At 42.2% G+C, this 24,965-nt stretch carries 18 protein-coding genes; 1 reads left to right on the plus strand and 17 read right to left on the minus strand.

All coding sequences use genetic code 11. The features are described from left to right. Nucleotides 1-13: 13 nt before the first annotated feature. From LH29_RS11205 to dacB, 16 genes are all read right to left on the minus strand, one after another. On the minus strand, nt 14-2,014 hold the full coding sequence (locus LH29_RS11205) for an eCIS core domain-containing protein (protein ID WP_045029684.1): 2,001 nt from the start codon (nt 2,012-2,014) through the stop codon (nt 14-16). A 4-nt stretch (nt 2,015-2,018) separates the two neighbouring features. Beyond that, the gene (locus tag LH29_RS23820; protein ID WP_157493671.1) at nt 2,019-3,530 is read right to left on the minus strand and encodes a contractile injection system tape measure protein; all 1,512 of its coding nucleotides are present in this window, start codon (nt 3,528-3,530) and stop codon (nt 2,019-2,021) included. A 2-nt stretch (nt 3,531-3,532) separates the two neighbouring features. Continuing rightward, the gene (locus LH29_RS11215; protein WP_045029687.1) at nt 3,533-7,798 is read right to left on the minus strand and encodes a PKD domain-containing protein; all 4,266 of its coding nucleotides are present in this window, start codon (nt 7,796-7,798) and stop codon (nt 3,533-3,535) included. A gap of 11 nt (nt 7,799-7,809) precedes the next feature. After that, entirely contained in the window at nt 7,810-10,569 is a 2,760-nt protein-coding gene (locus LH29_RS11220; RefSeq protein ID WP_045029689.1) for a hypothetical protein, read from the minus strand. After that, nucleotides 10,557-13,841 (minus strand): baseplate J/gp47 family protein, encoded by a 3,285-nt coding sequence (locus tag LH29_RS11225; protein ID WP_052670811.1) that lies wholly within the window; start codon nt 13,839-13,841, stop codon nt 10,557-10,559. The genes LH29_RS11220 and LH29_RS11225 overlap by 13 nt, the downstream gene beginning before the upstream one ends. 11 nt (nt 13,842-13,852) lie before the next feature. Beyond that, nucleotides 13,853-14,263, minus strand: a complete 411-nt coding sequence (locus LH29_RS11230; protein ID WP_045029690.1) for a GPW/gp25 family protein — start codon at nt 14,261-14,263, stop codon at nt 13,853-13,855. Nucleotide 14,264: 1 nt separating this feature from the next. Beyond that, entirely contained in the window at nt 14,265-14,558 is a 294-nt protein-coding gene (locus LH29_RS11235) for a PAAR domain-containing protein (protein WP_045029691.1), read from the minus strand. Between the two features lies 1 nt (nt 14,559). Next, complete coding sequence (gene vgrG / locus LH29_RS11240) at nt 14,560-16,305, minus strand: type VI secretion system tip protein VgrG (RefSeq protein ID WP_045029693.1); 1,746 nt, start codon at nt 16,303-16,305, stop codon at nt 14,560-14,562. A gap of 2 nt (nt 16,306-16,307) precedes the next feature. Then, complete coding sequence (locus LH29_RS11245; RefSeq protein WP_045029695.1) at nt 16,308-17,027, minus strand: CIS tube protein; 720 nt, start codon at nt 17,025-17,027, stop codon at nt 16,308-16,310. A 1-nt stretch (nt 17,028) separates the two neighbouring features. Then, on the minus strand, nt 17,029-17,190 hold the full coding sequence (locus tag LH29_RS24780) for a DUF5908 family protein (RefSeq protein WP_198152432.1): 162 nt from the start codon (nt 17,188-17,190) through the stop codon (nt 17,029-17,031). A gap of 5 nt (nt 17,191-17,195) precedes the next feature. Beyond that, a complete protein-coding gene (locus tag LH29_RS11250) occupies nt 17,196-17,636 on the minus strand; it encodes a phage tail protein (RefSeq protein ID WP_045029698.1) in 441 nt (146 codons plus the stop codon). Next, nucleotides 17,633-18,079: a phage tail protein gene (locus tag LH29_RS11255; RefSeq protein WP_045029701.1), complete on the minus strand. Its 447-nt coding sequence runs from the start codon at nt 18,077-18,079 to the stop codon at nt 17,633-17,635. The genes LH29_RS11250 and LH29_RS11255 overlap by 4 nt, the downstream gene beginning before the upstream one ends. 27 nt (nt 18,080-18,106) lie before the next feature. Continuing rightward, nucleotides 18,107-20,194 (minus strand): phage tail sheath family protein, encoded by a 2,088-nt coding sequence (locus LH29_RS11260; protein ID WP_045029703.1) that lies wholly within the window; start codon nt 20,192-20,194, stop codon nt 18,107-18,109. 20 nt (nt 20,195-20,214) lie between these two features. Next, on the minus strand, nt 20,215-21,090 hold the full coding sequence (locus LH29_RS11265) for a hypothetical protein (RefSeq protein WP_045029706.1): 876 nt from the start codon (nt 21,088-21,090) through the stop codon (nt 20,215-20,217). Further along, complete coding sequence (locus LH29_RS11270; RefSeq protein WP_045029708.1) at nt 21,090-21,683, minus strand: DUF4255 domain-containing protein; 594 nt, start codon at nt 21,681-21,683, stop codon at nt 21,090-21,092. Before LH29_RS11270 ends, LH29_RS11265 begins: the two co-directional genes overlap by 1 nt. Before the next feature lie 282 nt (nt 21,684-21,965). Then, nucleotides 21,966-23,393, minus strand: a complete 1,428-nt coding sequence (gene dacB, locus LH29_RS11275) for a D-alanyl-D-alanine carboxypeptidase/D-alanyl-D-alanine endopeptidase (RefSeq protein WP_045029711.1) — start codon at nt 23,391-23,393, stop codon at nt 21,966-21,968. A 110-nt stretch (nt 23,394-23,503) separates the two neighbouring features. Here dacB and crcB point away from each other — a divergent pair, with 110 nt between their 5' ends. Further along, nucleotides 23,504-23,887, plus strand: a complete 384-nt coding sequence (gene crcB / locus LH29_RS11280; RefSeq protein ID WP_045029714.1) for a fluoride efflux transporter CrcB — start codon at nt 23,504-23,506, stop codon at nt 23,885-23,887. A gap of 62 nt (nt 23,888-23,949) precedes the next feature. Here crcB and LH29_RS11285 read toward each other — a convergent pair whose 3' ends face one another. Next, the gene (locus LH29_RS11285) at nt 23,950-24,819 is read right to left on the minus strand and encodes an SDR family oxidoreductase (RefSeq protein WP_045029717.1); all 870 of its coding nucleotides are present in this window, start codon (nt 24,817-24,819) and stop codon (nt 23,950-23,952) included. Nucleotides 24,820-24,965 lie beyond the last annotated feature (146 nt).

Raw genomic sequence — 24,965 nt, forward strand, 5'->3', positions numbered from 1 at the left:
GCACAATTAACTGTTATGGTTTAAATGTTAGCCTACCGAAAGCTTTCCGCAATTGCGCCGGAGAAACCAATCCCGGATGCAGAATTGACCACGGATTTGAAGTTTGTGCGCCGGCTGCCGACAACGATGTGATAGAATAAATATGAGCCGGTGCCAGTAATAGTCCCTGCCCCAGACAGATTGTCGACAAAGTTCCACTTATAATTGCTCCCGGCGTGGCCGATGCATTAATAATTGCCTGTATCCAATTCGGGTGGTCTGCTTTTGTTGTTAGAACAGGCCTTCCGTTTAACGGGCCAAATGGATCCAAAATAATAAAATCGGAAATGTAATTTGCAATCTCTCTCCAGGGAATCCACGCTGTGGTTACACTGTCATTTCCGATCAAACGAATACCTCTTCTTCTGTCAGCAGAATCAACAATAAAACTTGTGTTATAAATCGTATTCAGGGTGTCATAGGTCCACGATGTTACAATGGTATCATTGTCGGTCGCATTATTCAAAATGGTTAAAACATTAGCAAGCTGAGCCAGGCTATATGAGGTTAAATCGAAAACCTGGAAAGGAATTTCGCCGGTTAATGCCATTATTGGCAATGCCGAAAAACCACCTTCAATACGATTAAAACCGCCGGCCACCGCTGCATAAGCGCGTTCTATAGCCCACGGCCAAACAATTCGTTTCGTCCAGTTCACATCAAAAGAATCTCCTGCCTGAACTTGCGATGCATAACTGCTATTCTGCACCAACTCACGCGCCTGTGCCTGAGTCATCGTTCCTGTCTTTTCCCGTAATTCAACTCCATTCGGATTATGATTTCGGCTTAACGAAACACGAATTCTAGAGTTTGGATCAACGAGTGCCTTGTTGCCAACTATTTTTATTCGATAAAATTCGACATTAAAACCATTTCCTGATTCACTAACAGCGTTTACCAACTGTGTGCGCCCTCCGCCTCGGGAAGCCATACCCTGCAGGGTAGCAAGCAAATAACAATCTCCAATGGCATTTTGAATCACATCGGCTAATGCCGGTTGTGGATCAAACAATTCATGTGTGGTTAAATCGATAGTCCATTGTCGCGGACCACTCGCGGCAGGTCCGGCAATTTGCTCGGTATCATCCAGCCTTTGTCCGCCTGTTAGCCCACGGTCATTTACATCTATTATCGTTTGCCCGCCTTCTTCATGTGAAGAACGATTACTCAGCCGCTGAAACGATCTTACCTGGCGGCCCACATCGCGCCCACCCTGATCTGTACCGGGTTGATGTCCGGGAAAAACATAGGCGTCCCAGAATTCTCCAAGCCAATCACTCCCACTTTCAACAGCAAATTGAATAGATCCCGAACTGGCATTGGTACCTCCCGGAATAGTTGACAGGATTGATTCAGCACTTTTCCCCTGCACCACTCTATCGGCTACCGCATCGGCATGCTGTTCATACGAATCACCGGGTTTGCCAATACCTGATTTTAGGCTTACCCCTTTTCGCTGCTGCACTACATGTGCAGCCTCGTGTGCAGCCGTATGCAGGGTTGGTGAATTACGAAATGCAACTTTGTTTCCTGCAGCGTAAGCCAGAGAACCCATTTTACGATTTGCATTCCCGGCATTAGAGTCTCGGTAAGATTGTATACCTGATATATCATGTTTTCCAAATGACGATTGAATTTGATGGAAAAATGGATAAGTCACCGGACTTCCCATAAATCCTGAACGCGCAGTTTGTTGTATCTGGTGGCCGGATTTTGCACTTTGCATCTTTGGTTGAACCGCTTCTTCCTCCTCTTCGGATAGGGTCTGAACGACTTCCTCTTCTTCCTGAAACTGAACACTTCCAATTCGTTGAGTTTGAACGGGTTCTTCCTCTTCTTCAGACTGCATTTGAACCGACATTTCAGTGTTTAAATCCGACGACGCAAAAAACGAATCAGCTTTTGTATTCGAAAAAAAAGGAGCACGGTTCCCGCTACTCTTTACTGCATCTTGTTTTACTGCATTTGCTTTCATAGGCTTACCATTCTACAAATATTAATTCCTTCTTCCACGGCAGTTTAATTATGGAAATGTTCCATTGTAATTTCTCCAGCAGGATGTCTTGTGTTTTTCGTTCTACAATCAGTTTAAAATTCCGGTCGTTTTGTATCAGCTTTCCACTTCGTTTTATAAACATGTCCCGCAAGCCACCGGACGAAGTATTTTTTAAGGCCGGCCAGTTTTTGATGAGTTCACGGAGCATGTTATCGCCCTCTTTTTTTATGCTCTCATTGAGAAAACTGGTGGCCGGGACTGTTTTTTGCAGTGGTACTCCACACAGAAACTTTTCCAGCACCAGGTCGCCTTCAAAAAACTGTTCATTTCCGGTGGCGCAATAATGCAGTGCCTGCACGGCTTGAATTCGATAATCATCTTTGATTCTCCCATTTTCATCAAGCCAATCAAATTGCTGAAAAAATAGTTTCAAAAAGGGGTGAAAAAGAACCTGCCCTGCATTTTGAACGGCAATTTCGTTTGCCTCTTTCTCAAAAAACAGCGGTTCTTTTTCCTCATTATAGCTATCCCTATGCGAAATAATGGTTGGGCTATCTTCAATGTTTCCCCTTTTCTGATTTGTTACTCCCTTTTTAAAGGGCTGATTCTGTTCATGCTTTTTTAACAGAACCAAAACCTCATCGCAATCTTGTTGCGAAAGCACTAAACTTGTGTGTAGAGAAATATTTTTAAGCTGATGAATTTGTTCGTCTATTGATTTTTTGGAGTAATTCTCCGTTATGCAAGCTGCGTAAAAATTCAGCAGATCAGGTTTCCAATTTATTTCAGGCTGTTGTAAAACTCTCTTCAGCAGAACGGAAAGGAACTGATTACGGAGCGCATAATTCAGGCTTTCAACAAAAATGCTCCTTTTGCGAATATCAAACAGATCAACTGTTTCAATTGAGTTAATGAACTGCAATACATTTCGAACCGGTAGTTGTAAGACAAATCTTTCAAATGCCCTTTCATCCGATTTCAGCAACTTTTTTAGTTCTGTCGAAAAACGTTCTGATTGTAAACTTTTCAACCACTCCTTTTCAGAGAACAGCTTATCGATATCAGATTTATGGCCGAACCAGGGCAAATGACCATTTTTGAGAAAAAATAAAAATATACTTTGTTGATTCTGCTCACCGGATATTTTTCTGACCTGATGGTACTCAGAAATGCCATTTGACCTATTTTTCTCAGCATTTCCAGGATAGCGTTTATCGATTGCTGCAATTACCACTTTTTGCCGAAGTTGGTTTTCGATTTCTCTTCGCAAGGCATCGGGACTATCCCTGCTATCCAGCGAGATTTCCAAATCGATCCTTTCAAAACGGGAGATACTTTCACCGGTATCCATATCAGTAAAAAGTTGTTCGAGGCCCGGAAAAACCTGGTCGTTAAGAAACGAACTGATATGGTCTTTGAGCCAATTAGCATCCTTCTCATTTATCGTATCGATATTGAGAAAAACCTTGTCAATGATATGTCGGTCGGCATTCAAAATCAAATAAATTTATTCTCGATGATCAATTTCATATGCTCAGCCAATAAAAACAGATCAGCGACTTTTTGCGCGTATTCATCAATAAATTTTTTCATGGTATCGCTGAAAATGATTTGCATTCCCTGTAACTTTTTCAACATCCCCAGTATTTGGTTGAGAATGTTATCGATAAGATCTCCAAATTTCCTGATCACTTCGTTGTCCTGGCACCCCAGAATGTTGTAGAAGAGTCGTAATTGCAATTCGAGCAAGGTCAATGCCTGTTTTTGTAATTCCGGATTATTTACCAGCTCCATCACCATTCCTGATGTATCGTTCAACAGTTTCGGGAACATAACCGCCAGTTCGGCGTTGGCTTCACCATTTAAGAACTCGTCGATTCGGTTGAGAACACCTTTATTGAAATCGCCGGAACCGCCATAAATAATGCGAGTTCGCTTAAGTATATCAGCCAAAATTCCGTCTGTATCCGGTTTAATAGTTGATAATATCTTCGCATCGTCCAGTATTGCCGCTTTTGTTTCTTCAACACAGGCATTTACCGGTGTTTCCTCTATATATTTTGTTGTTATTGATGTGCTCATCCGATCTACCGGGCACACATCTGCACCTCTTGCAATCAGGGTAATTTTCCACTCGGTAGGATCATTCGCATTAATATTGATCGTTAATGGATCGAGGTTCGTGGTTGTGCGTAGTGAACCATTTATCGTCCATTCAAAAGTTGAAGCGTTTTTAGATTCGTTGGTAATAACCAGCAGATTTTGATTTTCGACTTGTTTTGGCGTGCAAGCCGCTACCGGTGCTGCGTGAACAGTTACCGATAGTCCTGAGTCTTCACCATTTAACAAGAAGGTAATCGTTCCGGGCTTTGCTGCCGCCGGAATAAAACTAAATCCTCCGGCATTATTCGGAAGTACGCCATCTCCTGAAATCTCAACTTTGGCGCCTTCGGGTGTCACTTTAAATGGATATTCCGTTTTATCGCTGGCACAGAATACATCGGGATCAAGACTGATCTCCGGCTGTATTTCTTCAAAAACAATATCGTGCTCAACTGTTGTTTTGCAAATGCCGTTGGCAGCAGTTGCCGTTAAGCGCACCGTAACTTTGTTCTCATCGTTAACCGGCAATTTATAGGTGTGTGAAGTATTTTGTTCAGTAGCAGTTACACCATCTCCAAACTCCCAGAAAAAGGCTGTTCCTTCCAAATCGCCGGTAGGAACAAACCGATGGGTAGCCTCGGTAGTTGGTTCGGCAGGCACGCCAAAATCTACCTGAATTCCCCGGAAAACCGTCAATAACGCATCAGTTACCTGATTATCGACTGTAAATTTAATCGCCTGACCCAACATTTCTTCAGGGAAATTATTGGCAACGATGGTAATTTTGCCGTTCTCAATGCTCACTCCTGCAACCTGAGGATTCATTCCAATTTCCCCATCGCTTGGCGATACTTCGTAAAGAATCGGATCGGTATCCGTTAGCAGGCAATACGTGTTGCGGGAAAGCCGTAAAGTTGCCGGTGGTTTTGAAATGATGAAATTGACCGGTGCACAATCAGAACAACACATGTAGGGCAATGCAAAATCGGCCACCACTGTGTTATCAGCAATTTGAGTAGTTGGAATCAGCCGGTCGAGAATATTAATTTCCTTTAATCGCGAAGTATAATCTTCGTATTTTATCAGTTCCGTGGCACTTTTTAACACGGTTGACCGCTCCGATAATGAGAGATTCTCCAGGTTCATGATCTTATCTGAGATCATCGCCTTTGAAATATTAAAATTATCAGCAGAAACCTTTGGTCCGGAAAGCACGGCATCGGAAAGCACATTTGTTACATCGCGCTTACTTTTGCTGTTTTTATATACCAGCACCAGCGTTCCGCCCGGCTCAACACCAGCTTTATGTTCCAGCCCTGGATGTTGCTCAATAAATTTCGAAAGCTGCAAACGTAAAAGGATCTGTTCCTTTCGAGCATTTACTTCATCCAGCAAAACCTCCAGTTTTTTGCCCGAACAACAAACTGTCGACAACTGGTTAATCAGCAAACCTGTAAACGACTGCAACCCAATCGAAAGTTTCGTTGACTGATATTTCGCTTTAAGTTTTTTTACCAAGCTGCACAATTGCGATAACGACAATTTATAATCATTCACCCGGCTTACATCAACCAGGTTAACAGCTAACGGCATTCGCTGCGTTAAGACGTAAGTGTGTGCCATCAGTTCAACCGATTTATTCACCACAAATTCTTTTAACTCGGGCTCGGCATTCCACTCTTCGGTATTTACCTTCGCCTCCAGTTTTTTGCTGGCGTTGGCAATAATATCGTTTACCGATCCTCCTTTGGTCTCTTCTATCGCCTTAATCATTTCTACACCAATGGTATCTGCAACGGTCGTGATATTATCTTCCACTGCCTTACCTTTTACCACTTCCTCGTACAATGCTTTTGTTGCAGTTCCAACCGTCGATTTATAATAAACGGGTTGATAGGCCATTCCACCAGTGTAATTAACATCTAAATTGGTATTGACAGCAGTCGCCTTTTTCAGATCGAGTTCGGATTCGCGAATATTGGCACCTGGTATCTTGGTACTAAAAGCTGAAAAGAAACTGGCTACTTCGGCAAGAATACAATCCTGCTCTTTGGTCCAGGCTTTCAGCATGACTTTTAAATCCTCAAATTCGCACTCGTAATCGTCGATGTCGAGATTATCCGTTCTGAGATTAACTGACAATGCTTTTACATCGAACGAAAGGCCATACTTTTTTTTCTGATCGTCCAGCTCCTCCAATACATCGCGGTAATCTTTCCCCTGGTGACCTTCAATACGGTAAAAATTGGAGGAATCCATATTGTAGTTCAGCGGCTCCTGAACCTGTGGTACCGATGCCAGATTTTCAATGCGGTACCCAAGGTTGTAATTGTGTTTAAATAATTTTGTTTTCGAATAATCCCAGGCCTTTAAAAAGTTGGTATCAAGCTTATAATAAAATGGAATGCTTCTCTGACTCAATTCAGGCAATTTATTCGAAGGTGTAATCCTGATCTCACCCGAATTGATGTTATAATTATTAATCAACTCAAATAATTTCAGCAAAAGGTTTTTGGCTTTTTCAATCTCTTTGCAATCGCAACCGGAGGCAGGCGAAGGGTAAAAATCGTGACGAAGATCTTTGGGTTCGCTGTTAATTTCCGACAACAAACCCAGCATCAGGTGTTTTGGAAAAGCAGTAATATTGGGCAAACAAAGTTGTTTGAGCTGAATCAGCAAATCTTTCAATTCGTTGTAGGTGTCCACCAGGTCTTTCAGCAGGTCGTAACGGTACTGAATATCGAAAGGAACGCCATACGCACTAAAGGCATAATAACTATTCAGTTTTGATAGTGCGGAATTCAACGCAGTTTGGGAAATACTGACCTGTAACAATTTGCCAAAGTTTTTTACGATCAGACTGATGCCTTGTCCGAGCTGTGTAACCGTACTGTTATTATTCAGCGTGCTGCCCTTAATTGCGTCATAATAAGCCCGTTTCAGCTCTTCGTATTTCGAGGTATTGATTGGATTAAGTACCACACGTTTTACCGCCGGTTCAGGCAGATTAAAATACTGTTCGAAGCGGTCGTGGTTGGTATAAATTACATCGTTGGAAGCTATAAATTCGGCATCGGACTTCGAAACCAGCAACACCCGAAGGCGATTGATCTGGGCAACTCCCTGGTTATCGCAATCAATGGCGGTACACAGGTCGCCATCATCGGCAAACGATTCCAGGTAAAGTAAAACCACCATATTATTCAAATCAGGCAATTCACTCAATGGTGTTACATCTTCAACTTCGGTGTCTTCAGGATGAAGTTCATACAGATCAAGCACTTCGAAAGCCATTTCTTCACCACCCGTGAGTTTTCGGAAACGTGGATAGGAAGCGGCATCATCCTTAAATTTTTTGTACATGGAATACATCAACGAACCGGTCGCTAATTTCTTTAAAGGCGACTTTTTAACGGCCTTCTGCAATTGAATCAGATCGCCGTCGGTGGTAACACCAACACCTTGCGAAATAGTAATTTTCGTTCCGCTTCTGCTGACCTTGAATCCGCAAACAAGTCCAACTCCGTTCAGGAAAACACGCGTCAAACGGTCCTGATCGTCGAAGTAAGTAATAAACTCATTCAACTGTTTTTCAGTCAATACCTGGTTTTCGACAAAAGTATGATACTTGGTTGTGATTTCTGTTAATTTCGATGCCATCACTTCTGTAATTAAAGGTTTCCAATATTTGTTCGGCCCAGAATAATCCGGCCTTTCAACGAATCTTCTTCATCATCGCAATCGATCAACCGGCCTTCGGGGTAAATCGAATTCAGTTGTTCGAGTGCATCTATCAGCTTTTTCAGTTTTGGTTCCACTTGTTTCTGCCCTGATTTTGTTTTCGAGAGCAGAAAATCTTTGTATGCTTTTTCAAACTGAACCATGTCGTTTTTGTCGTCATCAACCCAGCCTTTGGGTTCACCAATCCAGCAAACGCGTGCCAGAACATGAGCAGGCAATTCCCGGCGTATCAGGTCTTCCATAAAGTTCCTGAAATCCATGTTTCCAAAGCGGTACGTCCAGCCGGGTAGTATCACTGTTACGCGATATGAATACGGATCGATAGGTTCGCAGCTTTCGCAATTATCGGTACATACCGACATAAACTGCTCTTTTAATCCCTCTTCGGAGGTTACATCGGGGCGCAGCAGAATGTGCTCAACAATGTACATTCCCTCTTCTTTAAAATCGTTACGCAGGAAAAGTATCAAATCCAGGATCGCCTGTTTCAGTTCTTCCTGTGTATCGTAATAAAGAAATTGCCGGGCAATAATCCGGTCGGTGCTCCCGGGGTCGGCATTCAGATTGATCACATCAAAAGAATATTTGCCACTATCCGCTTTTTGAATTTCGAAATTTCCAACCTCGGCCTCATCGTTAATGGTTATGGTAAAACCTTCTTTGATGACTTCAGGATCGGTTTCCACCACTTTTACGATCGACTGGTACATTTCTTCGCGGGCGGCCCCCGGCGTTTTGTAGTTTACGGTTGCTGAAAGTACTGCTTCGTTTTCATCGTTTCTTATTCGCCAGCGGTAAACTGTTTTTTCGTCGGCATCCTGCAGTTCATAAATCTCGGCAAACGAAGCCGACAGATCCCGCCGCCTAAAATCCTGAACGCCGCACAAACGCGCTATTCGTTTTTGAGCACCGGCCACATTTTTTGTATCCCAAAGTTGAGTAGGTTTCTGGTCGAAATAATTAAACGCACTACCCCGCCAGTTACTGATGCCTTTGTTTTTAACTTCTATTCCACCATCTGTCACCTTGACGATCTCGCCGTATTCCGAAAGAAAAGTTTGCTTGGCATTTACCACCGCTTGTCCGGCATAATTTCCGTAAAGTTGTTTCATTAAAAATGAATACTGACTGAAGTTTTCGGCAAAGCGTGCCAGTAAATGATCGAGCAACTGATTTTTGCGGGTAATATTATCATCGAGATCTGCCAACAATTTTTTGGTCAGTTGTTCGTCATTTGATTTTGGGTAGTCTTCTATCAAATCGGAAAAACCTTTTATGTCTTTCACTGCCTGCGTAAAATAGGTACTGCTCAAACTGTTGTCCACCGATAGCACTTCTTTCACCTTATCCAAATGTGCAAAGTAGGTGGCAAATATCTGATCGAAAAACAAAAGGTAAGCTTTTAACTGTTTCGCCTGTGCTTTGCGTGTTACCGATGCTCTTGAATTCAATCCCACTTGCCCGATTCCATAAGTCTCCGGAAAATCGTTCTGAATGGTAGTGGTTTCACCAGTTCCCAAATACTCGCCTTCAGGCACGGGAATGGCTTTATCCAACGCTGAAAGTTCCTGCCGGTCGGCTTCTTCGGCTTCCAGTTCTGCAATGTATTCTTTTACTTTTTTGCTGTTTACATTTACCGGAAGAACGCCTTTATAATAGCTGAATGCACTAAGATGACAGCGAACGGGTTTCTTTCCTTCATCTACACAAACCAGCCAAACATCCTTTTCTTCCTCCGGGTTATTGCAATCGTTAATCGAGATATCCTTTATAAGTTTCACCCCATCAATTTTCATAATCAGCTGCACGATGTCAGATAAGCGAATTTCTTTTCGCAATCGGGCGTTTTCCAATTCTTCAGGATCGATAAAACCATGACTCAGTACCGGTCCTTCAAAAATATGGTCGCTCGAATACCCTTTGTCGAATAGTTGTTGTAAGGAATAAAACCAGAGCTTTGGTGAAAAATACGTATCAATGGCGCGCAAAACCTGCGCATGAACTTTTTCTTCGTCCACCTCGGGATCGAGTTCAATGCTGGCGCACACCTGAATTGGGTGCATTTCCACCTTTTCTACTTTTACCAGATCTTCGCAAAGATTACGATTGGCATGATAAGTTTTTATAATACACTGATTTATATCGTCAATTTTGGCTTCCTCATCATCCGCTTTTTTAAGAACGCGTTCGTCATAATCCACAATAATTTTATACAATCCGTTTATAATAAACTGCTTTTGTTCCTGTTTATCAAGGGCCTCAAAATCCTTTGGATCGTAGCTCAGTAAATCGTTCTTACAATCCACATGAACTGTTTTCTCATATTTTTTTAGCCAGCAGTTTTTTACTCCGTCAATATCAATAAATAACTTCCGATAGTCGGCTTCAGTAACCGGTTTTGAAGGTAGGATCTGTTGGGCATCAAAAAACTGATCGTTAAGCGAGCCTGAGCGTGATGGTGTTAAAATATTTTCGAGCGGCATTGAAATGCGTGCCCCCAAATCCGTAATGGCATAACTCAGCATTTCGAGGATAGTGATACCCGGATCGTGTTCGTTGTAGTCTGTCCAGATATTTCCGGCGAGTTTTTCGATGTACTCCTGTCCTTTTTGGCGCAGGAATGTATAATCCAGGTCGTCGCCTGTGGATACATTTTTCGGAATGCTAATATGTTCGTTTAACTCTGACATGGTTCTGCAGGTACGATTTTAATGTTTGAACAATAGTTTTCTGTGTCGCCAATATTATGTCGTTTTGACGACACCAAAATGGCTTCCGGACTGTTTGGACTGGCGATTTTCACTTCTGTTTCGCTGCCTGTTGCGGCATTGGTTTGAAACAGTTTTAGATCACTGACAAAGTCCACATATTTTAGTTTTTCGACGTAATCGATAACAATGCTTTTGTGCAACGAAATACCAAACTGAATGAGTGCTTTGCTATCGAAAGCCCAGGGTGAAAGCAGTCGCGTCAAGTCTTCTTTTAGTACTGATTTGTAATAAACCTCGTCGTATCCCTCATGAAATTGTACCTTCAGATCGACACGTACTTCCTCGTATTCCGGATTGATCACTTTCGTGCTGATCAATGGAGAATTCAACTTCCGGATAAAATTCTCAATACGATTTAGTGTTGCCTTGCTAACCCGGGGCTTGTATATATCAAAAACATTTCTGTTTACAATATCGGGAATGACCACCAGCACCACATTCCCGGGTGCCAGATAGCTTGTTTTTCTTTTACCTTTCTCTACTTTCGTTGAGGTATGATTCAGGCACTTCACTTTATGTATTTCAGGAAATTCCTGAAGCACCAAATGCTCGTAATCCCACAAGGTAATGGCCCGATATTTATGCCGTAAGCGTTCACTAACACGGTGATAAAAAGCTGAATCACTTTCCGTTGGCTGGCCTCCAAATGAATTGTAAGGTTGCGAAAGCGACTTAATTTTTGGCGGCCTCACTACCATTTTTGAAATGGTATTGGAAGTCAAACCATCAGACAAATGATCCAGCTTGTTATCGTTGTTTTCAAATTTGGCTTCAACTGCCTGAGCATGAATACCTATAACTTTTGATACAGCATTGTATTTTTTGTGTATCCGTGCTTTTAACCACATTAGTCCGCCAGGAAGCAAAGTATTGTTGGCTGTGGCTTCTTTTGGAATTTTGAACTTAAAAATACCCGATTTTAACAGGTTATCGGTTTGGTTGGTAATTATGGAAGAACGCTCCAGCCGTTTCCATTCGTTGCGACACAACATCCACCACTCCACTTTTTGTTTGCCTACAAACGATTCCGCTTCCGGGTTTTCGCTGCCTTCAAGCACCTGTATCAGTAGCGACACATTTTGCTGAGGCCGCGCGTTTTCAAGCCCGACATAGAGTTCACCGCCATTACAATAGGTGGGTACAGCATGCTGTGTTTTTGCTTCGTCTGCAGGTAAAATCTTATTGGCAATTTTTTGCTCAATATCTTCTACAGCCTGACCAAAAGGATGCTCATGGTACAACTCAAAATCTTTAAACTCGTAAGTGCTCTTTTCCGGTTTAAGTTGCGCTGAAGCAAAGTAATCCAGTGTTAGTTTTTCAATAAACGGCGTGTAGGGTTCGTTCGGAATCAGTACATTTTTGTCCTCGTTGCTCATCGCAGCAGCGTACAAGCGCGGGTACATCTCGTGCAGAAATGTACGGTTTAGCGACAAACGCACCGGACCCGATTTTTCGGAAGACGAAACAGGATTTGAGACACTAAAATCCAGGGTGTAGAAAATTTCATCATCACGCGTTTGTTTGTCAAACAGTGCCAGATTTTTCAAACCTCCAACCGTTTCCCAATCCTCTTGATTACTGATTTCTACTTTTGCATTAAAATCACTCAAATCATCAATAATACGATCGTTAAATTTATATTTCTCAATTTTCGTATCAGTATTGGTTCTGCCCGGCAATTCAATCTTCCTCGCTTTTACCGTTGGCAAATTTTCCAAACTTAATTTGTATTCTTTGCTAAATATCAAATCCGAATAATCCAATACACTTAACTGTGTAAGAAATGGCTTTCGATATGCGGCGTACCAACTTAAAAAGTCGGCCGGCGTATTTTTCCATTCAACATTAATATTGAGTTTATTCCATTTCTTTTTGTATAACTCGGCGTAATCCACATAAAACTTCGATTTTTTTACCGGCTGTGTACCAAACGGATAAAAAGGTTTTGCGTTATTTATTGCACCAATATCGTTGTAAAGATTGAGGTTTTCAACGCCAACCGCCGCCACATCGATTGAGAGCTCGTTCAATTTTTTATTCACGAAATCGCGGTAGAGTTCGTGTCCTGTTTCATTGCCCGTGTTTATAAGCACACGGCAAACCGGGAATTCAGTTTTGAAATTTTCGGCATGTATTTTTTTATCATAAGCCACAACGGCTTTTTCGTCTTTTGGAATCTGGAAAAGAATATGAAGCAAACTCAAGTCAGTGGCATCGGAGCCCGAAGAAAAATTAGAGCCGATTGCGTCGTTCTCAAATGTTCCGATGATTTCGGCGGATTTTAGCCAGCCTTTTTCACCTGTACACAGAATTTCAAGGTTGGCTTTTAAATCATCAGGCGAATAGGATTTTGAAAGTGCTGTTTCGAAATCGAGTGTCAATTGCACATAGCGCTCACCTTCCTGCAACTCCAGAATTTCGCCCGAAACGGCAAAACCAATTTTGGCATCCGGCAATTCAGGATACTCGCGTAGATCAGGTTCATCGCCTTCGGGGGGCAATTCGTAGTAGGCAAAAGGCCACCATTTTACATTTTTATCCGGGAAATCGGCGCCTGTACCATCGTAGGAATTGGCAACACCGGCAGCTTTTATTTTTTGGTATTCGTGATCATTATAAACACTTTTTAGCGCCGTCACTTTTGCCCGGTTGGCTACCAATTCTTCCTCTGTTTTGTATATGAGTTTTTTGCCTCCCGAGTCTTTCCCTGCATCCAACGCTGTTGATTCAGTTATTATTTCCGATTCGGCGTTTTTGGCCAGTTCAAACAATACATGAACGGTATCGGGTGTTGCCACTTGTTTTTCAAGTTTTAATACCCTTTGGTAATAGAAATCGAGATGCCGTTGTGTTAAACGGTTAAAATGATTTTTAGTAGTATCGAGCAGTTTTATAAAAGTGACAAACAAAGCCAGGTGCGGTGTAATTTCGGAACCTGTTTCGAGCTTTTTCAGAAAATCGGACAGTTCATCTTTTGCGACAAAAAAGTCCTGCCAGTTATCGGCCGGAACCTGATCGTTTTTTGTATCGAAATACTTAACATGAAGCGCAAAATCCCAGGCAAACTTCATCCACTCTTCCAGGCCAAAATCGTTCAGTTTTACCCATGCGGGATTGAGCGCTTCAATAAACCTAGATTGTTGTTCGGTTCCCTCACGGGGTAGTAATATGTCTTTTCCGCAATTTGCCATTTAAGTTTCGTTTATGTTTCGCTGCCTTCGGTTTTATAGAATGGGAATACCATATTTTTTCGCGAGTTGGTCGACCGGATGGTATAATCGATGTTTATCAGCAGTTCGCCTTCCGGTTCATTGATTGGATCGATGGCGATTTTATTCACATCAATCCGCGGTTCATGATACAGAATGGCCCTTTTTATCAGGTCGATCACATAGGTTTTCAGCGTAAGATTTAAGGGTTTAAAAAGCAGTTCATCAAGGTTACATCCGTAATCGGGAACCATTATGCGTTCTCCCAAACGGGTTGACAATAATATCTCCAGACTGCTTTTAATGTCCTCCTCGTTTTCCAGAAGTTTCACACTTTTTGTCCCCTTTTTGAATTCCGGGGGAAAACTCCATCCGCGTCCTAAAAATGAGTTGTATTTCTGCATGTTAACCTCCAATTATTACGGTTGCACTTCCCATTATTATTGATCCGCCATGTGCAGTAAGATCTCCTACACGGGCTGCCGGCATTCCGCCAATTAACACGGTTCCCGATCCCATGATAATCGTATCGGGTGGACCGGAACAAGTGGCCATATCGCCTACCCTTGCTGCGGGTAATCCTTCAATTAAAACCGTTGGGCTTCCCGGAGGTAAAACCGGTCCTCCAACATGTGGTGCTCCGCCAGGGTTTACCATCGGGCAGGTGTGCATATCGTTTATTCTTGCTGCTGGTGGCATATCAATTAATTTGTACTAATGATCCTGTAACTTTTGTTATCGCCGGCGATGCCAGTTCAGATCCGGCACTGCCTTCGGCTTTAAATTCAGCAGTGGCTGTAATGCCAACATTCGTTCCTTCGATGTTTACATCGCCCGTTGCTTTTATTGAAATATCTCCACTGCTTTCGAGTGTTATTCCACTGGAATCGAAAGTGCTTACATTTCCCGATTCGTCTTCGATTTTTATGGTTCCTGCATCATCGTCAACTGTGATGATTTTGCCGCCGGGCGTTTCAAGAACTACCGACTTTTTCTCGTCGTTAAACAAAAATTTTAACTCGCTGCGGGTTACAAATCCTTTTTCGTTGTTGGCTTCTTTAGGTTCAAGTGGCGAAGGCAACGCACTACTATGCAGCATGCCCAGAATCACCGGATCGTTTGGATCATCATTCAGAAAGCCAACGATCACCTCATCATCCGGTTCGGGGCGGAAAAACGATCCGCGACTGTCGCCTGCATCAAGTGTTGCCACACGTGCCCAAACGCCTTGTTCGTCGTTATTGATGATGGGCATACGCACCATCACGCGGTACTCGCCGTTTGGGTCATCGTGAATTTGGGTAACTTTTGCCACATGCAAACCACTAACGGCACCGATCAATCCAGCCGCCGGCATTTCAATAATATCAACCGTTTCGGAAAACCACTTTGGATTGATTCCGAACTGGGTGTCAATGGTCCAGTTGCCTTCGGTAATTTGATGACGAACAGCCGAAACATACACTTTGCCGTTAAATCGATCGCCTACGCCCGATAGTACAACTGTTGTATTTGGCTTCACGTCGGGAACGCCCTGAAAGCGCACCCGACCGCGTGTTTTCGACAGTTGATTAAACAACTTTTTGGCATTGGCCCACTCCTGTAAACCGGCATCAGTGCTGGCACTTCCATCGCGTAGCTCCAATTTATCCAATTCAATTACTGAAGCCAGTTCATTGGGCGAAATATTTCCGTTTAATTCTACGTCGGCATTATTGGCTTCCTTCTCCACGATCTCCTGATTTGCCACATCCCAGCCAAAACTGCTTACGTTAGCAAACTGATTTCGGGCATCCATTTCAGCATCAAAATCAAGAATAGTAGCGCCGTAAACGAGTGTCATTTTTTCTTCCTGCGAATAATCGGGAGCCAGCACCGAAAACTTACCATCGTCGATCACACAAACTTTTCCGTTTGCCTGAGCACGCGTAATAGAAAAATCCCAGTCGCTTACACGATACTGAACCATTTCAGGATAGGTTAAACCGGTTTCCTCCACATCGGACTCCAGGCCATGAATACCAATAATTCCTTCCAGAATATCGCTGTCTTTACTGTCGTAGAAATATTTGCTTTTGCGGCCGATGCTCATTTTAACGGCCTTGTCTTTGCATTCAATTTCCAGCTGTGCTTTGTCGGACCGGATCTTCAGATTATGCCTGATTACAATCCCTTTAAAAATGGTTTCTTCCTCGGAATGGTAACCGCTTTTTATCTCAATTTCCTTTCCGGGAACAAAGAAACTTTCGTTGCTCAGCACAAAATCCTGTGTCGCAGGATCGCCGTCAAGCAACACAATTTTTGCCCAGGGAATCCGGTTGATCTCCTTTTGCACCGTGATGCTTAAAACCTGGTTGACAGAGGATAATTCTTCCCCTTCAACAAGAATTTTGAAGGTAACCAGGTCGGCCGACCGTGCAGTTGGTATGACTCGCGTTTCAGGCATATTTATGAGACTTTATCGATTGGCGGAAAGAATATTTTCTGCCCAACCTTTAATTTTCTAAAATTGGTGATTCGGTTTGCTTTCGCCACTTCGAGGTAATATTTCGGGTCGCCGTAAATACGGTAGGTCATCAAAGGCAAGGTATCGCCTTCTTTAACTTCCCGAATGTGGGTAAGATCGGGTGAATTATTGTTCTCGGTAGCCACCCGCAACGTATCCTCAACAAAACCTTTAAATTTTGCGTTGGCTGTAGCACGTAGTGGCGTACCGTCGGCTTTAAACAGTTTAAACGTAATATCTACTTCGGTTAAAACACCTTTAAACAACAGTGTCCCCCACAAAATAACCAGGTAATTTGGGCGGTGCTCGTCGCCATTGTAATCAAAAACCACCCGTTTAAATTGATCGATATCTTCCTTAATGCCGTTTCCTTTATCCGCCGAAAGCTCATTATCATCCGCGGTTGCAGGATTACCGTAATTCACCAAAACTCCTGTCCGGTCGAAAATAAACTCCAGTTCGAGATCTTCGGGCGGTGTGCGGTTATAGCGCGGCGAAGAAGAACTTGTACCAGATGCCTGCTGGTTGTTTTGCTCTACCTTATACTTAAAAACATACTTTTCCGGATTCAATAAAGTCTGAAATTCGCCATTAGCGACTTCGTTATTAAACTGTTCGTCGCTGTATGCTTTTATCTGCAGTTTTGTAAGTTCTCCCGACATATCAGCGTTCCTCTTTTTTCGATAATATTTCCATCACCTGTTCCACACAGGCTTCTATGATCTTCTCTTTTGAGTTTTCCTCATCACCACCGCCGTTGCGTGGCTGTTCCGAATCGCCGGGAACATTGATCTTGATGTGTAATTCCTTAATTTCTATTGGCATAATAATTATATTACGTTGAAATAGTTATAAGTCAATTCCAGTGTTTCGATGGCCAGTTTGCTTTCTTCGGCATTAAAATCGCTCATGCTCCATTTTACCGGATAGGCATGAACGACATTCCAACTCATCAGCGGCTCATGTTTTTCATTCAGCAGTTTCACGATAAGGTTGGTGGGCTTAAAGCTGAAGTTTTCAACCGCATTTCGACACCATTTTATCACTTCCGAATCCACCAGTAATCCGCGTTTCAAAACCAGGTTTGGATACTTGGTCCGAACCGGAACTTTGTGTTTAAACCGGTTTTCTCCTCCTTCGGCAATTTCTTCGGTGTCCACGTCAACAGTCAGTCCTGAAACCGACTGAAAACGCTGGTCGCCACTACTGGAAGAGATATCCGGAAACTCAACGCTGAAATGAAATCCTATGGGTGGATGGAATTCGCTCATTCTATCATAGTGAGTTTTTCATGTACAAACTCGGCAGTTTCGATTGCAATTTCGTTTCCATCGGCTTTAAAATCGGTAGCCTGAATTTTGGTGATGTAGGCATTGATCGCTTTCCAACTTACCACCGGTTCATGGCTTTCATTCAATAAACTAATTACCAGATCGCCGCGATATTTCTCTCCTTCTTCCTGGAAATAAACGGTTTTCACCCATTTCTCGTAGAATTCGCGCCCTTTGCCGGCAAAAGTTCCGCGTTTCAATGTAATGTTGCTGTATTTCGACAAACCGGGTTGTTTGCCTTTGTGGTATTCGGCATCGGCACCGGCACGATACTCAATCACTTCGCGTTCAAAATCGAGGCCTGAAACTTCGGTGCAGTTAAACTCTGTGTCGCCAAAGCTCACTTTAAAATGAAACTTTGGTAATGGATATGTAGTTGCCATAATTTATTCTTTTAAAGTTTTATTGATTTAAACCTCCTGCATTTTGTGAGAGAATTGCAGTACAATGAATTCGGCAGGACGAACCGCTGCCATACCGATCTCAATGATCATATAACCGTTGAGAATGTCTTGCGCTGTCATTGTTTCTCCTAAACCAACTTTCACATAAAAAGCCTGCTCGGGAGTTGTACCTGCCAATGCACCAGCTTTCCATTGGTTTATCAGGTAATTGTCGATCATGGCTTTAACTTTTACCCATGTGTTGGCATCGTTGGGTTCGAAAACGAAAACACCGGTTGCTTTTTGTACCGACTCTTCCACCATATTAAAGAAACGACGGACAGAAATGTAGCGCCATTCGTTGTCGTTACCCGCCAGTGTTCGTGCTCCCCAAACGAGTATTCCTTTGCCGGTGAAAGCACGAATTGCATTAATGGATTTCCCTCCTTGTGTATGCACATTCAGATCGTCCTGGATATCGTTGGTGACTTTAACTGTTAATCCCGAAACATAATTCAGGCTCACATTTGCGGGTGCTTTCCAAACACCACGTTCGCTATCAACGCGGGCATAAACGCCGGCCATGGCAGCACTTGGCGGTAATTCGAGCGGAAGGTTTCCAATCTCGGTAAGTATTTTATTGTACGTGGCATCGTCTACCTGTTGAACGGCATTCAAACTTCGTCCGTTCATGGCACCGTTATTCTTGTCTTTACCTTCTACTTTTCTGATCTCGGTAATCAGATCGTTCATGTTTGTAAGCACATTTGCAAAAGCATCGAAGTTTGATGTAATGCCAGTTTGTGTATTCAGTGGCGTATAATATTCAAGCTTTTTCAGCTCAGCATCGAAGTTTACAGCGTTTACATCCAAGAGGTTTTTGATTTTTGTAGAAGTATCGGCATTTTGCATTTTTACAAATAACTCCCGAAGGTTACTGTATACCTCATCGATTTTTCCTGCACCTTCAAAATCGGCGTTAAACGTAACCAAAGCCGCATCAATTCCGTCGGCAATTGTCTGATCTTCATCAGAGATGGTATCTGAAGCCGCTTTGGCTTCGGTGTTCAGTTTTGTTTTAAAATCATTGAGTTCGCCGAGTGATCCGAGCAATGTTTCCACTGCATCGAGGAACGCCGTCTTTTTGGTACTGTCGCTCGAAAAAGTTCCCCCCAGATCGAAGCCGCTGGCGCTGTACATTTGCAACAGTACATCGCTCACTGCTCCTGAAATATCTCCGGGCGTGGTTGTCAGATCCACCAAATCGGCCACAGTTGCCGGCAATCCAGATGCGGGACTTTCAATAGCCGTTACATTGTCATCGATGGTTTCATAGGCTGTAGCATCGTACGAATAATGCGAAACGATAATCTTTTTTGCATCGAACTGATAATTCAGAATTGTTTTCAGAAACGGATAATAAGCCGCACCGTATTTCAGGTAAGCTTTATCGGCGCTGATAAACTTTCGTAAATCCGCAATGTTCGAATCGGTTGGGCTGGCTGCATCATAACTCAGTGTATCGATAATTGTAAACCGATCCTGAAGTTTGTTGCATTGCGCCAAAGCATCGTTGTACAGGCTATAAAATTCTGATGGAGTTGACAGTGCAGTTGCGTCAGGAAAAACAAGCAAAGTAACCTCATCCACCTTGCCCACCTCGGCCAATCCGTCGTTAAAATCATCCGAATTGTTTATTGATGTTACCTGAGTGTCGTCGTCATCCAAATCGGTTCCGTAGCGGCCAACTGAAACAATGTAACAAGGCCCGCCGCCGTTTGCAAAATAAAGTTGCAATGAATAATACATCAGGAAAGGTTCCCTTGATGCGGGCTGTGTTACCACCAAATCGCGTTTTGTTACACCATTCAGAAGGGTATCGTTAATCGTAATTCCAATGGAAGTTTCAGGTTTTGCAGCGCCAAAATACGTTTCGTATTCCAGCATCGAGGTAATCCTTGTGGGAACACCTTTAAGATCGCCTTTTATTTTATTGGTCGCTTTTTCAGTATAACCAATAAAAGCAGGGATAGCTGTTTCAACTTGCGCTACCGATGGAGGCAATTTGGAAATCTCCTCGATGTAAACGCCCGGTGTTTTGTAAGTTGTTGCCATAACTGTTTTGATTTAATGTGTTACATGTATATTTCTGAATATATTTTTGTTAATGTGCTGTTTGCATTTATTCGCAGCACATCGGGATTAGGCAATTCCTGGTCTCCCAATTTTATGCTGATAAAGCCTCTTGCGGTTAGCGGATGTTCTGTTTTTGTTACCAGCTGGCGGGCATTTCCGTTTTCCTTTTTAACATCGTCGCTGTTATGCGTTTGCTGGTTGGTATTAAAAAAATAGCGCCAGGTTGTTTTCCGGTTAGCAAAAACTATGTTGAATTCGCGCAGATCGTTTCGTAAGGTACCGTTTGGTTTGATTACATGATACGAGCCGTTTTCGCCCATCATTCCAATTCGGATAATACCAATCAGGTTGTTTTGTTCGTTACGGGTTAGTTGCTCCAGTTCATTTTTGATACTTTCTGAATTTAATCGGTAAGTATCGTCAATCGCAGCATTGCTATTCGATTTTTTAATTAAAGGAAACCCCGGATCTTCAGTCGACAAACGATTATTGGAAAAGAAAAACAATTGACCGGCATTTGACAGCCCGACTTGTGTAAAGTGATTGAATGTGCTGTTTAAAGTTTTCAGCAGAAAAGTGAAGTGCAGAGAGTCGTTTAATGGAATAAAGGGACTGTTAGAATCGCTCTCTGATACTTTTGTCCAGACCATAAAACCCCGGTTGGTGTTTTTGAGGATTAGTTTATGACCGCGAAGTTTTTGACTGGTAGTTGCTGAAGGAACGATAGAAATGAGGTCGGAAAGTGGATAGCCGGCCAACTGTTTTTCTTTTTCAACATCAGACATACTGAAATAATCTTCAGTTCCTTTATTCAGGAAGTATTTGTGTAAAATATTTACACCGAATAAAGGCTTATATATGGATGAAAAGCTCATTAATTAATGTCCTTTAGGTTTCCTTTTATTTTTGTTATTAGTTCTGTGCCTGCTTGTTTCTTGCGTCGGTCAACCTGTAGCAGTTGTACTTTATAGATTACTGAAGGTAACTGGCGTCCTCCGTGGGTTCCCCAAATGTGATTCCACACCTCGAAACCCGGGGTATAAAGATCTACAACGAACTTAAAATCGTCGAGTTCCTGCATCGATACATTCGAGCGGTTATACGCTGTATTTTGAGCGGTAAACACTTTTTTCCCCTGGAAATACTCCAGTGTTTTTGTAATGCTGATCAATGAATTGGAATACATATCGCAATTGGCACTAACCATAAAAAAGAGGTTAATATTTACGGCCGGATTATAATATTCGGCTTTATTATTAACCACATGACTTGTGGGAAGATTTTTTAACGTTGATTCTTCCTGAACACTCAGCAAAGAGATAATCACCTTGCCTTCAAGGTTCTTGGCCTTATCGCTTCCGGAATCCAGCAGTGCAAGATTTTCCAAAACGACAATTTTTCCCAATCCGGCATCGTCCAGATAGTTGTCCAGTTGTTCTTTGAGAATTTGAAGAGTTTCGTAAACCATAATCACCTTTTCAGTTTATGTCCACTTACAAGTAAAACATAGTTATTTGCGTCCTTAAAAAAGGAAATCCTATACGAAAAGGGCTGTGGTTATTATCTTCTGTATTTATTGAAACTTTTAGGAGCTTCAATCATTTAATGGTGATTACAAGTTACGACAATAAGAGTTATAAGTCAACACTTAAACTAATTCTAAATAAGCAACCGACTATTAAGAATTAGTAATCAAATACTTACAAAATACATATTCTAGAAAGAGATGATTATTAAGAAAGGTATTATGCTAATAGTTTTCCTTTAGCAGAATAAAAAGTTGTTCAATTTCCTTGATCAATGCACTGTGCGAACCACCAAAATGGTTAAACATAAACGAGAATACCAGTTTGTGACCTTTATCGGTGGTAAGGTAGCCCGAATAACAACGTACACGAGTCATTGAGCCGCTTTTTGCCTGTAAGGTTTTCCCGGGAAGTTTTTCGGTATCGAAACGTTTAAAAGTTCCCTTGCCCGCAACAGGTAACGACTCCACAAAAGCATCGTTTGATGCCATTCGTGTTAAAAAACGGGTAAAGAACGCTGGAGACACCGCATTAAAGTGCGACAGTCCGCTGCCGTCTTCCATAAAAATGTTTTCCATGCTTAGTCCCTGCTCTTCCCAATAGTTTTCTACCAGGTCAATAGCATCATTTCGATTTCCCAATCCATTTTTTTCAACAGCAATTTGTTTCAAAAAATGCTCGGCAAACAGGTTTACACTTTCATAGTTAAGTACCTCTGCAATTTCTGCTAATGTTGGCGATTCCTGGGTATAAATCAACGTTGTTTTATCGCTCACATTATTCCCGAAGCGTGTTTCGCCATCCACAAAAACACCTTCAGCTAAAAGATTTTGTAAGAATGCGGCAGCCAAAATCTCTTCAGGAGCAGGGACAGATGCTTTAATTGTGAAAGCTTTACGGTTCCGAGGAATGGTACCACGAATTATTCTGTGTTTGTCAAAAGGGCCGCCAAAAACATAGGCGTTGTCGCTGTTATTATCCGCCGAAAGTACTTCGTTATCGATTTGCAGACCATCAATCTTCGGATAGGTTTGAATCACCTTTGTGAGTTTTCCTTCCTTTTTTGGCGATGAAAATGTTATTCGGTACATATTATCAAATACAGTAAAAGCATTGGGTCCGGCGCCGTAATAATTGCCAATATCGCCCCATACCCAGCTGTCAGGAATTCGTTCGGTGTCGTAAATTCCACCGTCGAGAATTAAATTGCCTTTTACTTTTTTTATGCCCGAAGCTTTTACCTGTTTGGCCCAGTTTTTCAGAAACTCAAAATAATGATCCTGAAAATATTCCGATCCCAAAGCCGGATCTGCCCCGCCAATCAATACTAAATCACCATCTAAAACGCCTTCTTTATCAATCTTTCCGGAGTACGCAATTTGTGTTTTAAAACGGTAATCAGCCCCTAAAATTTCCAAAGCAGTTCCCGAAGTGATCATCTTCATGGTTGAAGCCGGAACCAACAATTTTTCAGAATTCAGGCTATAAACCGTTTCGTCCGAATTGAGGTCGACCACATTCATTCCAACCGAAGCATTTTTGTAATCTTCTTGCTGAAGAAGTGTTTCAATAGCTGATTTAAAACTGTTTTGAGCGAGGATCTGCCCGCTAAAAATCAGAAGAAAAAGTAGAGAAAAATATCGTACCTGCATTTTTTACTATTTTTGAAAGCTTAAAAATAACAGATTGTTTGGCTTGGCTGTACAAATCGAAAATAATTTGTATGACAAATTCAATCAATTAATATCAAAAAAACAAAAACATGCTGCGAACAATATTACTGGTTGGCACCGGAGGTTTTATCGGAAGTGTTTTACGTTACCTGGTTCAGATTTTTGTTGAGAAAGGGATGAGCACTACTTTTCCGTGGGGAACATTTGTAGCCAACATGGCCGGAAGTTTTATTATTGGTATCGTTTTCGCGCTGGCGCAAAAAGGCAACCTGCTGAACGCCGAGTGGCGTATGTTTTTAGCAGTTGGTTTTTGTGGCGGATTCACTACTTTTTCATCGTTTGCCTACAACAACCTCACGATGTTAAAAGAACAAACCTACGGACAATTTTTCCTGAACGTGGGCGGAAGTTTATTTTTTGGACTGCTGGCGGTGTACCTGGGTATGATTTTGGTGCGGGCAGTAATTCATTAAAAAGTAAAATCCGGATCACAACAATGTAACCCGGATCTGTTCCTTATTAATTTTCTATACGATTACTTTTTTACCCCATCCAGTTCGGCAATCCCCATTCCTTCAAGCAATTCTTTTCTGATTGGATCAACCACATCATTTAATTTTTGCAGTCCAAAATCGAGGCCTCCAATGGTTCGTAACGGTCTTGTTCCGGGTTCCGCATTAATCAGATCTTCAAAAATCCGAACAATAATCATCGGATCTGTTGGTGCATTCTCATCGGCAAATAAATTCATTACATTCTGTGCAAAACCATCAGCAAACTCTTTTACATGCTGATAAGCCTGAGCCACTTCTTCGTTTTCGGCCTGAACAAGGTTTCCAAAAAATTTCGTTTCAAAAGGTCCGGGTTCTACAATGGCAACATCAATTCCAAAGGGTGCCAATTCATAACGCATGGCTTCGCTCAACCCTTCTACGCCCCATTTACTGGCATTATAAACGCCAAATGCGGGAAACGCACCACGCCCGGCCACGGAACTCAGCTGAATGATAAGTCCTGACTTTTGCGCACGCATACCCGGCAGAACCGCCTGAGCCACGCGAATATTACCTACAATGTTTAAATCGAGCTGCGCCAATACAGCATCAGGAGAAAAGGCTTCCATTGCACCGCCATAACCTAAACCGGCATTATTGATCAAAACATCGATAGTTGGCAGTTTTGCAGCTGCCGCCTTAACACTTTCATCTGAGGTAACATCCATTTCGAGCACCTCCATTTTGTAATTATTTGTTTTAGCAAACTCCTTAAGTTCAGCTGCCGGTTTCAAGTTTTTACTATCAACATTACGCATTGTGGCAATAACATGATGTCCTTTTTCAGCCAAATATTTAGCCGCCAAATAACCGAAACCCGAACTGCAACCTGTAATTAAAATCTTTTTCATCTTGTAGTTTTTGGTGAGAAAATAGCTCTATTAAAATACCATATGGTATTATTTTAAAACATTCACTTCCAGACAATTGTTCAGCCATTAAAATTCTTATCTGAAAGAATCACCACTTAAAAATTCTGAGCTCCATAAATCCGTTC

The sequence above is a fragment of the Draconibacterium sediminis genome, assembly GCF_000949475.1.
Classification (GTDB): Bacteria; Bacteroidota; Bacteroidia; order Bacteroidales; family Prolixibacteraceae; genus Draconibacterium; species Draconibacterium sediminis.

Excerpts from the sequence above, each read along its gene's own strand:
- LH29_RS11205 (WP_045029684.1), bottom strand. The coding sequence starts at position 2,014 with ATGAAAGCAAATGCAGTAAAACAAGATGCAGTAAAGAGTAGCGGGAAC.
- LH29_RS11215 (WP_045029687.1), bottom strand. The coding sequence starts at position 7,798 with ATGGCATCGAAATTAACAGAAATCACAACCAAGTATCATACTTTTGTC.
- LH29_RS11220 (WP_045029689.1), bottom strand. The coding sequence starts at position 10,569 with ATGTCAGAGTTAAACGAACATATTAGCATTCCGAAAAATGTATCCACA.
- LH29_RS11225 (WP_052670811.1), bottom strand. The coding sequence starts at position 13,841 with ATGGCAAATTGCGGAAAAGACATATTACTACCCCGTGAGGGAACCGAA.
- LH29_RS11230 (WP_045029690.1), bottom strand. The coding sequence starts at position 14,263 with ATGCAGAAATACAACTCATTTTTAGGACGCGGATGGAGTTTTCCCCCG.
- LH29_RS11235 (WP_045029691.1), bottom strand. The coding sequence starts at position 14,558 with ATGCCACCAGCAGCAAGAATAAACGATATGCACACCTGCCCGATGGTA.
- vgrG (WP_045029693.1), bottom strand. The coding sequence starts at position 16,305 with ATGCCTGAAACGCGAGTCATACCAACTGCACGGTCGGCCGACCTGGTT.
- LH29_RS11245 (WP_045029695.1), bottom strand. The coding sequence starts at position 17,027 with ATGTCGGGAGAACTTACAAAACTGCAGATAAAAGCATACAGCGACGAA.
- LH29_RS24780 (WP_198152432.1), bottom strand. The coding sequence starts at position 17,190 with ATGCCAATAGAAATTAAGGAATTACACATCAAGATCAATGTTCCCGGC.
- LH29_RS11250 (WP_045029698.1), bottom strand. The coding sequence starts at position 17,636 with ATGAGCGAATTCCATCCACCCATAGGATTTCATTTCAGCGTTGAGTTT.
- LH29_RS11255 (WP_045029701.1), bottom strand. The coding sequence starts at position 18,079 with ATGGCAACTACATATCCATTACCAAAGTTTCATTTTAAAGTGAGCTTT.
- LH29_RS11260 (WP_045029703.1), bottom strand. The coding sequence starts at position 20,194 with ATGGCAACAACTTACAAAACACCGGGCGTTTACATCGAGGAGATTTCC.
- LH29_RS11265 (WP_045029706.1), bottom strand. The coding sequence starts at position 21,090 with ATGAGCTTTTCATCCATATATAAGCCTTTATTCGGTGTAAATATTTTA.
- LH29_RS11270 (WP_045029708.1), bottom strand. The coding sequence starts at position 21,683 with ATGGTTTACGAAACTCTTCAAATTCTCAAAGAACAACTGGACAACTAT.
- dacB (WP_045029711.1), bottom strand. The coding sequence starts at position 23,393 with ATGCAGGTACGATATTTTTCTCTACTTTTTCTTCTGATTTTTAGCGGG.
- crcB (WP_045029714.1), top strand. The coding sequence starts at position 23,504 with ATGCTGCGAACAATATTACTGGTTGGCACCGGAGGTTTTATCGGAAGT.
- LH29_RS11285 (WP_045029717.1), bottom strand. The coding sequence starts at position 24,819 with ATGAAAAAGATTTTAATTACAGGTTGCAGTTCGGGTTTCGGTTATTTG.